This is a genomic window from Hoeflea algicola, assembly GCF_026619415.1.
In the GTDB taxonomy this organism is placed as follows: domain Bacteria; phylum Pseudomonadota; class Alphaproteobacteria; order Rhizobiales; family Rhizobiaceae; genus Hoeflea; species Hoeflea algicola.
The window spans coordinates 2,154,566-2,166,624 of the sequence record NZ_JAOVZR010000001.1 but is presented as its reverse complement, the minus strand read 5'-3'; the positions used below and the strand labels follow the sequence as shown (position 1 = coordinate 2,166,624).

Sequence of the window (12,059 nt, the reverse complement as noted above, 5' to 3'; positions counted from 1 at the left end):
TGTCATCAACCGGTTTCGGGAGGCACCAGTGGTCGAAATTTCCGGGCATGCGAGGGTCGTCATAATCGGTGGTGGGGTGGTTGGCGTCTCGGCGCTGTATCACCTGGCCAAGGCCGGCTGGACAGATTGCGTGCTTCTCGAGAAGAACGAGCTAACAGCAGGATCGACCTGGCACGCGGCCGGCAATGTACCGACGTTTTCGTCTTCCTGGTCGATCATGAACATGCAGCGCTATTCGACCGAGCTTTACCGGGGGTTGGCTGACGAGGTCGATTACCCGATGAATTACCATGTTACCGGCTCGATCCGGCTTGGTCATTCTGCCGAACGGCTGCGGGAATTCCACCGGGTGGCGGGCATGGGACGCTACCAGGGCATGGAGCTTGAGGTGCTGGCGCCCGACGAAATCAGGACGCGCTACCCGTTTACCGAAACCCACGATCTCAGCGGCGCGCTCTATGATCCCTATGACGGCGACATTGACCCGGCGCAGCTGACCCAGGCGCTGGCCAAGGGCGCGCGCGACATGGGTGCAAGAATCCACCGTTTCTGCCCGGCCACCGGTGTGCGCCGCGACGGCGACGAATGGGTAATCTCGACGCCGAAAGGCGAAATTCGCTGCGAATATGTTGTCAACGCCGCGGGCTATTATGCTCGTGAAGTCGGCAAGATGTTTGGCCGCGACATGCCGATGATGGTGATGAGCCATCAATACATGCTGTTTGACGAGGTGCCCGAGGTTGCCGCCTGGAGCCGGGAGAACGGTGGCAAACTACCGTTGATGCGTGATGTCGACAGCTCCTACTATCTCCGGCAGGAAAAGAACGGGTTTAACCTCGGCCCCTATGAACGCAACTGCAAGGCCCATTGGGTCACGCCCGATGATCCGATGCCCGAGGATTTCTCGTTCCAGCTCTATCCGGACGATCTCGAACGGCTGGAATGGTACATCAATGATGCTGTCGAGCGGGTGCCGCTATTGGGCACGGCGGGTCTTACCAAGAACATTAACGGCCCCATTCCCTACACACCGGACGGCAACCCGTTGATCGGGCCGATGCCCGGCGTGCCAAACGCATTTGAGGCTTGCGTGTTCACCTTCGGCATTTGCCAGGGCGGCGGTGCCGGCAAGGTGCTGGCCGAATGGGTGATGGAAGGTGAAACCGAGTGGGACATGTGGTCGTGCGATCCGCGCCGCTTCACCGCGTTTTGCGATCAGGACTACGCGATCGCCAAGGGCATGGAAGTCTATGGCCATGAATACGCGATGCACTTTCCGCATCATGCCTGGCCTGCCGGGCGCAACAAGAAACTCTCGTCGGTGCATGACCGGGTTGCGGCGCTTGGCGCGCAATTCGGCGCGTACAATGGCTGGGAGCGGGCCAACTGGTATGCCCGGCCCGGTGACGACACAAGCGAGGAAGCGACCCAGACCTGGGCGCGCGAAGGCGCCTGGTTCGAGGCGGTGCGGGAAGAGTGCCTGGCGGTGCGCAACGCTGCCGGCATTCTCGATCTGCCGGGCTTTTCGCGGTTCAAGGTTCAGGGGCCGGGCGCGCGCGACTGGCTCAACACGCTGATTACCGGCATGGCGCCGAAGCCGGGGCGGATCGGGCTTGGTTATTTCTCCGACGCCAAGGGCCGTATCGTCACCGAGATGTCGCTGATGGCGCTGGACGAGGATGTCTTCTTCCTGATCACTGCCGCCACCGCGCAATGGCACGATTTCGAATGGCTGACGAAACACCTTCCTGCCGGTTCTGACATTGCGATCGAGAATGTTACCGAAGCATTCTCTTGCCAGATCCTGACCGGACCCAAGTCACGCGAGATCCTGTCCGGGATCACCGATGCCGATTTGAGTAAGGCATGGCTAACGCATCAATCGGCGCAAGTGGCGGGGACATGGTGCCAGCTGGTGCGGGTCTCCTTCGCAGGCGAACTGGGATGGGAGATCCACACCAAGGTTGAAGACACAGCACCGGTCTTCGATGCGGTGATGAAAGCCGGCGCGCCGCTCGGTCTCAAGCCGTTCGGCATGTTCGCGCTCAATTCGCTGCGACTGGAAAAAGGCTACCGCGCCTGGAAGGGCGATCTGTCGACCGACTATACATTGCTGCAGGGCGGGCTTGAGCGTTTCATAAAATGGGAAAAGCCCGATTTCATCGGCAAGCAGGCGCTCGAGGCCGAAAAGCAGCGCGGCGTCAATCGGCGCTTCGTCACGATGGTGGTCGAGGCCGGGGACTGCGATGCGCCCTATATGTCGACGCTTTGGCACAACGGTGCGGTGGTGGGAGAAACCACTTCGGGCGGCTGGGGCCACCGGATCGGCAAGTCGATCGCGCTGGGGATGCTGCGGGCCGATCTGACGGAGCCGGGCACCGAGCTTGAAGTTGAAATATTCGGCGAGCGGTTCCCCGCCACCGTGCAACCTGACCAGCCGCTGTGGGATCCGAAAAACGAGAGGATTCGGGCATGAGCACGGCTGTCCCCGACAAGGCCCGCGTGGTCATCGTTGGCGGCGGCGTCTCGGGCTGTTCGGTGGCCTATCACCTGGCCAAGCTCGGCTGGCGCGACATCGTGCTTCTGGAACGCAAGCAACTGACCTGCGGCACCACTTGGCATGCCGCCGGGCTGATCGGACAGTTGCGGGCCTCGCTCAACATGACCCGGCTCGCCAAATATTCAGCCGACCTCTACATCAAGCTCGAGGAAGAGACCGGTGTCGCTACCGGCATGCGGCAATGCGGGTCGATCACCGTGGCGCTGACCGAGGAACGCAAGGAAGAGATTTTGCGCCAGGCCTCGCTGGCCCGGGCCTTCGATATTGATGTTCAGGAAATTGGTCCTGAAGAGGTGTTGAAGATGTATCCGCATCTCAACATCTCCGACGTCACCGCGGCGGTGCATCTGCCGCTCGACGGGCAATGCGACCCGGCCAATATCGCCATGGCGCTGGCCAAGGGCGCACGCCAGAACGGCGCCCGCATCATTGAGGGTGTGAAGGTCACTTCGGTGACGAGTGCCAACGGCAAGGTCAATGGCGTCGACTGGGAGAGAGACGGCGAGACCGGCTCGATTGCGGCTGACATCGTCGTCAATTGCGGCGGCATGTGGGGCCGCGATCTCGCGGCACAGTCCGGTGTGACGCTGCCGTTGCATGCTTGTGAACATTTCTACATCGTCACCGAAGCGATCAAGGACTTGCCGCGGTTGCCGGTGCTCCGCGTGCCAGATGAATGCGCCTATTACAAGGAAGACGCCGGCAAGATGCTGCTCGGCGCGTTCGAGCCGAAAGCCAAGGCCTGGGGCATGCAGGGAATCCCGGAGGATTTTTGCTTTGACCAGTTGCCGGAGGATTTCGATCATTTCGAGCCGATCCTCGAACAGGCGATCAACCGGTTGCCACTGTTGGCGACAACCGGCATTCACACCTTCTTCAACGGCCCGGAAAGCTTTACGCCGGACGACCGCTATTATCTTGGCGAAGCGCCAGAGCTGAAAGGCTACTGGGTCGCTGCCGGTTACAATTCGATCGGCATTGTCTCATCCGGCGGCGCAGGCTTTGCGCTGGCGCAATGGATCAATGATGGCGAGCCGCCGTTCGATCTGTGGGAAGTCGATATTCGCCGGGCGCAGCCATTCCAGAAGAATCGGCATTATTTGCGTGAGCGGGTCACCGAAACCCTCGGCCTGCTCTACGCCGATCACTACCCCTACCGGCAGATGGCGACCGCGCGCGGTATCCGCCGCTCGCCGATCCATGAACAGTTGAAAGCGCATGGCGCGGTGTTTGGCGAAATGGCCGGCTGGGAGCGGGCCAACTGGTTTGCCGATGAAGGTGAGGCCCGCGAATACAAGTATTCCTGGAAGCGGCAGAACTGGTTTGACAACCAGAAGCGCGAGCATATGGCGGTGCGCGAGGCCGTCGGCCTGTTCGACATGACCTCGTTCGGCAAGATCCGGGTCGAGGGACGCGATGCGGCTTCGTTCTTGCAGCGGCTGTGCGGCAACGAGATGGATGTCGAGCCGGGTCGCATTGTCTACACCCAAATGCTCAACACGCGTGGCGGCATCGAGTGCGACCTGACCGTGACGCGGTTGTCGAAGACCGCCTACCTGCTGATAGTGCCGGGCGCCACCTTGCAGCGTGATCTGACCTGGCTGAGGCGGCATCTGAGTGACGAGTTTGTCGTCATCACCGATGTGACGGCAGGTGAATCAGTGTTGTGCGTTATGGGTCCGAATGCGCGCGCGCTCATGCAGGCCGTCAGTCCGAATGAATTTTCCAACGAGGCGCACCCGTTTGGCGCCGCCCGCGAAATCGAGATCGGCATGGGCCTCGCCCGCGCCCATCGCGTCACCTATGTCGGCGAACTGGGCTGGGAGCTTTATGTATCCAGTGATCAGGCGGCGCATGTATTCGAAACGCTGATCGATGCAGGGGCTGATCATGGGCTCAAACTCTGCGGGTTGCATACGCTCGATTCCTGCCGGATCGAAAAAGGCTTCCGCCATTTCGGCCATGACATCACGGACGAGGATCACGTGCTGGAAGCCGGTCTCGGCTTTGCGGTGAAGACCAAGAAAGGCGAGTTCATCGGCCGCGACGCGGTGTTGCGCAAGCGCGAGCAAGGGCTTTCGCGTCGGCTGGTGCAGTTCCAGCTCAAGGACCCTGAGCCGCTGCTGTTCCACAACGAGGTGATCGTCCGTGACGGAGAGATCGTCTCGATCATCACCTCGGGCAATTACGGCCATCATCTCGGCGGCGCTATCGGGCTCGGCTACGTGCCCTGCGCGGGCGAAAACACTGAAGAGATGCTTGCCTCATCCTATGAAATCGAAATTGCCGGGGAACGCCATACTGCGGTCGCGTCCCTGAAACCGCTTTACGACCCCGGATCGCTGCGCGTCCGGATGTGACTTGAAATCTGCTTCGGACCTCATGGAGACCAAGATGGACATCGCAACTGAAACCAACACTGCAATCGAGTCTCCTGAAGCTGTAAAGCAGCGCCGCCGTTCTGGCGGGCGCGCCAGCCGGGTAGCCGCCAGATCGGCACCGCTGGCTGTCAATCTCAGGCCAATACGGGCTGGAATGAGCGGTGGGCAATATTCACCGCTGAGCCACGCCAATGTGCTTCGCATTCACGAGGCAGCACTCGATGCGCTGGAAACCATAGGGCTTTCGCAGGCTCCGCCGTCGGGTGTTGAAATTCTCACCGGCGCAGGCGCTATCCTTGGTGATGACGGGCGCATCCGCTTTCCGCGTGCGCTGGTCGAGGACATGCTGGCGCTCGCCAACAAGGATCTGGTGCTGTTCGGACGCGATCCGGCCCACGATCTCGATCTGTCCGGAACCCGGGTTCATTACGGCACGGCTGGTGCTGCGGTCCACATTGTCGATGTCGAGAACCGGAATTATCGCGAGTCGACGGCGAAGGATCTGTATGACGCGGCGCGGATCACCCACGCGCTCGACAATGTGCACTTCTTTCAGCGCACCATGGTCTGCCGCGACGTGGTCGACAATTACGAGATGGACATCAACACCATCTATGCCTGTTGCGCAGGCACCACCAAGCATGTCGGCACCAGTTTTTCTGATCCGTCTCATTTCGAAGGCTGCCTCGATCTCATTCACATGATTGCCGGCGGTGAGGCCAACTGGCGGGCCCGGCCGTTCGTCTCCAATTCCAATTGCTTTGTGGTGCCGCCGATGCGGTTTGCAGAAGAGAGCTGCGTCACCATGGAAAAATGCGTTCGCGCGGGCATGCCGGTGCTGCTGCTTTCAGCCGGGCAGGCGGGCGCCACTGCTCCGGCGCTGCTGGCCACCGCGATCGTGCAGGCGGTGGCTGAATGCCTGGCAGGCGTGGTCTATGTCAACGCCATGGCGCCGGGCCATCCGGCGGTGTTCGGCACATGGCCTTTCGTTTCCGATTTGCGCACAGGGGCGATGTCGGGCGGCTCCGGCGAACAGGCGCTGCTGTCGGCCGGATGTGCCCAGATGCACCGATTTTACGGCTTGCCGGGTGGCGCCGCCGCCGGTATCGCCGATGCGAAACTGCCCGACATGCAGGCCGGCTGGGAGCAGGCGATCTCCAACACCATGGCGGGGCTGAGTGGTCTCAACATGGTCTATGAAGCGGTCGGCATGCACGCCTCGCTGCTCGGGTTCTGCATGGAATCGCTGGTGCTTGGTGACGACCTGCTGGGCCAGGTGTTGCGCTGCGTGCGCGGGATCGATGTGACCGAGGACAGCGTCAGCCTGGACGCGATGCGAGAGGTTTGCCTGGAGGGTCCCGGCCACTATCTCGGTCATCCGCAGACGCTGGGCGTGATGCAGACCGAATATGTCTACCCTGTGGTCGCCGACCGGACCAGCCCGAAGGAATGGGCTGAAATCGGCAAGCCGGATCTGGTACAAAAGGCGATTGAACGGAAAAACAAAATTCTGGCGCAGTCTTCGGCTCCCTTGTTTGATGCCGCGACCGACGCTGCAATCCGTGCGGCGTTCAACATTTACGTATAAGGCATGATCGATGAGCATCCCGGACAATATTGCACGGTTTTATATTAATGGGGGCTGGGTCGAGCCTTCCTCCGGGGCGACGATGATGCACGTTGTCAACCCGGCCACCGAGGTAAGCGTAGCTCGCGTGGCGATTGGCACCCGGCAAGATGCCGAAAAAGCCATCGCAGCAGCGCGGGCGGCATTTCCGGCATTCAGCGCCTGGTCGGTGGCGGATCGGCTGGCGTTGCTCGGTCGTATCCGCGATGGCTATGAAGCGCGGCTGGACGAGATCGCCGAAGCGATCACCATGGAAATGGGCGCACCCTCGAAGATGTCTCGATCCGAGCAGGCGGCCTCCGGGCTGAGCCATATCGAAGCAACGATGACGGCGCTGAAGGGTTTTGCATTTGAAGAAAAACGCGGCACGACACTGATCATGCACGAAGCTATCGGGGTTGCCGGCCTGATCACGCCGTGGAACTGGCCGATGAACCAGATTGCCTCCAAGGTGGCGCCGGCGTTGGCTGCGGGCTGCACCATGGTGCTCAAGCCGAGTGAAATCGCGCCCCTGAGCGGCATTGTGTTTGCCGAGATCCTGCATGAGGCAGGCGTGCCTGCGGGCGTATTCAATCTGCTCAATGGCGACGGCCCCGGCGTGGGCCAGGTGCTGAGCAGCCATCCCGATATCGACATCGTCTCCTTCACCGGATCGACGCGGGCGGGCATCCTTGTGGCCAAGTCAGCAGCCGATACGGTCAAGCGCGTGGCGCAGGAACTGGGTGGCAAATCACCCAACATCATTCTGGCAGATGCTGATCTCAAAGCCGCGGTGAGCAGTGGCGTCGAGTGGTGCTTCGGCAACAGCGGCCAGTCCTGCGATGCGCCGACACGGATGCTGGTACCACGGGACCGCCATGAGGAAGCAATGGCGATTGCAAAACAGGCCGCTGAGCAACTTGTCACCGGCGATCCGCGTGATCCGAAAACCAATCTGGGGCCGGTGATCAGCCAGGTTCAGTATGACAAGATTCAAGGCTTGATCGCGTCAGGCATTCAGGATGGTGCGACGCTGGTGACCGGCGGGCGCGACCGGCCCGAAGGGCTGAGCCATGGCTACTACGTGAAGCCGACCGTGTTTGGCGGCGTGACGCCTGACATGCGGATCGCGCGCGAGGAAATCTTCGGTCCGGTGCTCGCCATCATGCCTTACGATACGGAAGAGCAGGCGGTCGAAATCGCCAATGACACGGTCTACGGGCTTGCCGCCTATGTGCAGTCCGGCGATCTCGAACATGGGCGGGTGATCGCGCGGCAGATGCGCGCCGGGCAAGTGCATATCAACTACCCCGATGCAGACATGTTCGCCCCATTCGGTGGCTACAAGCAATCGGGCAATGGCCGCGAATATGCCGACTGGGGCATGTGCGATTATCTCGAAACCAAGGCGCTGATCGGCCACGGCTAAAACCGCGCATTCACTATCATCTGAACTTGCATATTTGGAGCATCACCATGCGCTATGGTTTCATCGGCCTGGGCAATCTCGGCGGGCATATGGCGGCAAGCCTGTTGCGCGAAGGCTTTGACGTTTCGGTCACCGATATCGATCCGTCTTTGGCCAAGCGTCATCTGGATATGGGCAAGGGCTGCATCTGGGCTGACAGTCCGGCGGAACTGGCGCGCGACTGCGACGCGATCATCACCTGCCTGCCATCGCCGGCAGTGTCGGAAAAAGTGCTCACCGAAATGCTGACCACTGCCAGGCCCGGCACCACATGGATCGAGATGTCGACGCTGGGCCGCGACGACATCTTGAGGCTTGCCACGATCGCCTCAGCCAAGGGCGTGGAGACGATGGAGGCACCGGTGACCGGCGGGGTGCATCTGGCGGCGCAAGGCAAGATCACCGTGCTTGCCGGCGGCGAACAGCAGCTGTTCAACAAGCACAAGCCTGCGTTTGAGGCGATGGGTGACAAGATCTTTCACATGGGACCTCTCGGCTCTGCGTCGATCATCAAGGTGATCACCAACATGCTGGCCTTCATCCATCTGGTTGCTGATGGCGAAGCCTTGATGCTGGCCAAGCGTGGCGGGCTCGACCTGAAGACTGCGTGGGAAGCCATTGCCGCCAGTTCCGGCTCGAGTTTCGTGCATGAGACTGAAGGACAGCTCATTCTCAATGGCAGCTATGATGTGGCGTTCAACATGGATCTGGCGCTCAAGGATCTTGGCTTTGCAATGAATTTCGGCCGCGAATTCGGCGTACCAATGGACCTGGCCGGGCTGACCAACCAGACCTTCGTGCGCGGCAAGGCAGCCTATGGCGGGGAGGCGCAATCGACCCAGATCGTCAAGCTGCTGGAGGATGTGCTCGAGACGGATCTGCGCGCTGATGGGTTTCCTGCACGGCTTGAATAGGGGGCAGGGCTAGGGGCAAAAAGTCATCGCGAGCCAGCGGTGTGATCTTTCGCGCAACATGACGTCGATCAATACGCCGCTCGCCAGTCTGGTGCATTGTAAGCCAACAGCAGCAGGCAGCGAGAGACATCATGTTCAAGAATGCGGTCCAGCTTTTTGAAATTTTCGGCTTCAAGCTCCGGGTAGACCCTAGCTGGCTTTTGATCGCCGCACTGATCGTGTGGAGCCTGTCGACCTCCTATTTCCCGGAGATGTTGCCCGCCCAGACGGCCACGTTTTACACGACCCTAGGCATAGTTGCGATGCTCGGGATGTTTGTCTCGCTGGTCCTGCATGAACTGGCGCATTCGGTGGTGGCACGGGCCTATGGTCTGGAGATCGGCGGTATCACCCTGTTCATCTTTGGTGGTGTGGCCGAACTCGGTGAAGAGCCGCACACGCCGAAATCCGAATTCCAGATTGCCATTGCCGGGCCGTTGATGAGTTTGGCGCTGGCCGGTCTGTTCTATCTGGCGTCAGGCCCGTTCATCGACGGCGACAATATCGGCGCGATTGGAGCGGTGCTTGGATATCTGGCATTGATCAATCTGGTGCTCGCCGTGTTCAACATGGTTCCGGCGTTCCCGCTTGATGGTGGTCGGGTTTTCCGCGCGGCGATCTGGCAGGTGACCGGTGATGTGGTGCGAGCGACACGAATTTCCAGCCGTATTGGCACGTTTTTCGGTCTTTTTTTGATGGTTACGGGCGCTTTCGCCGTGTTCGGCGGCCAGGGTATTGGTGGCGTGTGGCAGATCCTGATCGGCTTTTTCGTCATCAATGCCTCCAGTGGCAGCTACCAGAACCTGCTTGTCAAGAATGCGTTGCGGGGCAAGTCGGCACGGATGCTGATGAGCGATCTGCTCTGGACGGTGGATGCCGATGCATCGATTGCGCAGTTGGTCGACGATGTGATGCTGCGCCATGGCGTAAGCTTCGTGCCGGTTCTCTCGCAGGGGCGTCTGTTCGGCTATGTCGATACGGCCGGTGCAGGATCGATCGATCGGGTTGAATGGTCCACCAGACGGGTTTTTGAGGTGGCAACTCCGGCTGGCCCCGACAACATGGTGACGCCAGATACACCGCTTGACGAAGTGTTCAAGCGGCTGGGCGCCGGCACGCGGCGCAAGCTGATGGTGGCCGATGCCGGCAAACTGATCGGCGTGATTTCGCTCTCCGATCTCGTGCACTATCTGGCGTTGCAGCAGGAAATAGGCACCCCAATGAAGACGGGGCATTAGCCCCCGTCAGGGCGACGGTTCCGTCCGAAACGGTGAAGTAACGAGCAAGCAAATCTGAGGAATGAGGACACTATGGTGATCAATGGTCTGGCCGATATTCTAAACCGGGTTTCGCGGGCGCGAGATCTCGACGCAGAGCTCTATGCGGAAGTGATCGGTGCGCTTCAAGCTGCATTTCCGAATGAGAACTTTGGCGAATCCGGCGCTCTGGCGGCACGCCATCCAACCGATGCGGCACTGCACATGGTCAACACCCACCTGCCCGGTTGGTCGATCACGCTCAAGGGCAAGGCGCATGAGGCGGATGGCGACTGGCACTGTACGCTGCGACAATCGGATTCGCGCGACAACGACGCGATGATTGGTGTCGGCAGCGGGCCGACACTGGCCTTGGCGCTGCTGGTTGCGTTTCTCAAACTCAACATCCGGCGCGCACCGCAATAATCGCGGTACCCAACCAGTTCGCAGGTTGGGGCCACGCGGCGGGAGGCGAGGATGAAGACCGTCCGCATATTATTTTCCCCCCGGTTGATGTATATCAATGGGACTGCATGAACAGACGTTAAGGTTTCAGTCAGGCGTTGTTTGATCATACCGACGGGAACGGCATGCTGCCTCCCTGCGGATTGGTGATCGAAGCGCGAACCCTAGGTGGAGGTTATCATGAAGCATGTTCGGAAAAGCTCGGGCTGTCTCGCAATCGCGGCAGCATTTCTTCTCGCGTCTGCGCCGATGGCGGCGGCATTTACCGCCTGCCAGGTCACCGATACCGGCGGTATTGACGATAACAGCTTCAACCAGACAGCATGGAAGGGTGTCGAGGACGCCAAGGCAGAGCTCGGCATTGAAGGTCGGTTTCTCGAATCCCAGGCAGAGACAGATTACGAGGCGAATATCAATTCGCTGATCGGCGGCCAATGCGACGTGATCATCACCGTTGGCTTCCTGCTTGGCGACGCCACCAAGAATGCGGCGCTGGCCAACCCGGATCAGAAATTCTCGATCGTCGATTTTGCCTATGACCCGATGGTGCCCAATATTCTGGGCCAGGTTTATGCCACCGACGAAGCTGCCTTCCTCGCTGGCTACCTCGCCGCCGGAATGAGCAAGACCGGTGTGCTCGGCGTGTTTGGCGGGATCAACATTCCCCCGGTGACGATTTTCATGGACGGTTTTTCCGCCGGTGCCAGCTATTACAATGAACAGAAGGGCACCTCTGTCACCGTGCTCGGCTGGGACCCGAAAGCCCGCGAGGGCCTGTTCACCAACAATTTCGAGTCGCTCGATGATGGCCGCGCATTTGCCCAGAACCTTTATGACGAAGGTGCCGATATCATCGTTCCCGTGGCCGGGCCGGTTGGCCTCGGATCGGCAACGCTGGCCGCTGAGCTCGGTGCCGACAAGCTCAAGATCATCGGTGTCGATGCCGATCTCTATCTCAGCGACCCAGAGCACAAGCAGGTGTATCTGACATCCATCACCAAGCGGATGGACGCCACCGTGCTTGATGTCATCAAGAGCGTGATGGATGACAAATTCGAAGGTGGCGTGCTTGAGGGATCGCTGGCCAATGGTGGTGTCGACCTGGCGCCGTTCCATGATCTGGAAGATGCGGTTCCGGCCGAGTTGAAGCAGGAACTCGAAACCATTCGCGCCGGCATCATCGACGGATCGATTTCTGTCGACAACAAGTAACGCATCGGCAGCACATCGAGCCAGGGGTGGGTCGACCCCATTTCCTGGCCCGGTTGCTCGCTTGGTTTCCGGGCCTATCCATTGCAGAAGATTTAATTGAAGCGGGTGGATTTTTCGTGCTGCCAGGGCCGGAATATCTGCAGATACCCTACGTGCTT

8 protein-coding genes are annotated in these 12,059 nt (G+C 60.2%); all 8 read left to right on the top strand.

Annotated features, from left to right (window positions below; translation table 11 throughout):
• Nucleotides 1-28 precede the first annotated feature (28 nt).
• The 8 genes from OEG84_RS10630 (at nt 29) to OEG84_RS10595 (ending at nt 11,901) form a co-directional block, all read left to right on the top strand.
• Nucleotides 29-2,476 (top strand): GcvT family protein, encoded by a 2,448-nt coding sequence (locus tag OEG84_RS10630; protein ID WP_267653733.1) that lies wholly within the window; start codon nt 29-31, stop codon nt 2,474-2,476.
• On the top strand, nt 2,473-4,920 hold the full coding sequence (locus tag OEG84_RS10625; protein ID WP_267653732.1) for a GcvT family protein: 2,448 nt from the start codon (nt 2,473-2,475) through the stop codon (nt 4,918-4,920). Before OEG84_RS10630 ends, OEG84_RS10625 begins: the two co-directional genes overlap by 4 nt.
• Nucleotides 4,921-4,954: 34 nt before the next feature.
• Nucleotides 4,955-6,529: a trimethylamine methyltransferase family protein gene (locus OEG84_RS10620; protein ID WP_267653731.1), complete on the top strand. Its 1,575-nt coding sequence runs from the start codon at nt 4,955-4,957 to the stop codon at nt 6,527-6,529.
• 10 nt (nt 6,530-6,539) lie between these two features.
• Nucleotides 6,540-7,976, top strand: coding sequence for an aldehyde dehydrogenase family protein (locus tag OEG84_RS10615; RefSeq protein WP_267653730.1), 1,437 nt, complete (start codon nt 6,540-6,542; stop codon nt 7,974-7,976).
• Between the two features lie 41 nt (nt 7,977-8,017).
• Entirely contained in the window at nt 8,018-8,929 is a 912-nt protein-coding gene (locus OEG84_RS10610) for an NAD(P)-dependent oxidoreductase (RefSeq protein WP_267656159.1), read from the top strand.
• Between the two features lie 131 nt (nt 8,930-9,060).
• Nucleotides 9,061-10,206, top strand: coding sequence for a site-2 protease family protein (locus tag OEG84_RS10605; protein WP_267653729.1), 1,146 nt, complete (start codon nt 9,061-9,063; stop codon nt 10,204-10,206).
• Between the two features lie 72 nt (nt 10,207-10,278).
• On the top strand, nt 10,279-10,650 hold the full coding sequence (locus tag OEG84_RS10600) for a hypothetical protein (protein WP_267653728.1): 372 nt from the start codon (nt 10,279-10,281) through the stop codon (nt 10,648-10,650).
• Nucleotides 10,651-10,869: 219 nt separating this feature from the next.
• Entirely contained in the window at nt 10,870-11,901 is a 1,032-nt protein-coding gene (locus OEG84_RS10595; RefSeq protein ID WP_267653727.1) for a BMP family lipoprotein, read from the top strand.
• Nucleotides 11,902-12,059: the final 158 nt, after the last annotated feature.

Bases quoted from the DNA above. Each gene is read 5' to 3' on its own strand.
- OEG84_RS10595 (WP_267653727.1), top strand. From the start codon at position 10,870: ATGAAGCATGTTCGGAAAAGCTCGGGCTGTCTCGCAATCGCGGCAGCA.
- OEG84_RS10620 (WP_267653731.1), top strand. From the start codon at position 4,955: ATGGACATCGCAACTGAAACCAACACTGCAATCGAGTCTCCTGAAGCT.
- OEG84_RS10605 (WP_267653729.1), top strand. From the start codon at position 9,061: ATGTTCAAGAATGCGGTCCAGCTTTTTGAAATTTTCGGCTTCAAGCTC.
- OEG84_RS10600 (WP_267653728.1), top strand. From the start codon at position 10,279: ATGGTGATCAATGGTCTGGCCGATATTCTAAACCGGGTTTCGCGGGCG.
- OEG84_RS10625 (WP_267653732.1), top strand. From the start codon at position 2,473: ATGAGCACGGCTGTCCCCGACAAGGCCCGCGTGGTCATCGTTGGCGGC.
- OEG84_RS10615 (WP_267653730.1), top strand. From the start codon at position 6,540: ATGAGCATCCCGGACAATATTGCACGGTTTTATATTAATGGGGGCTGG.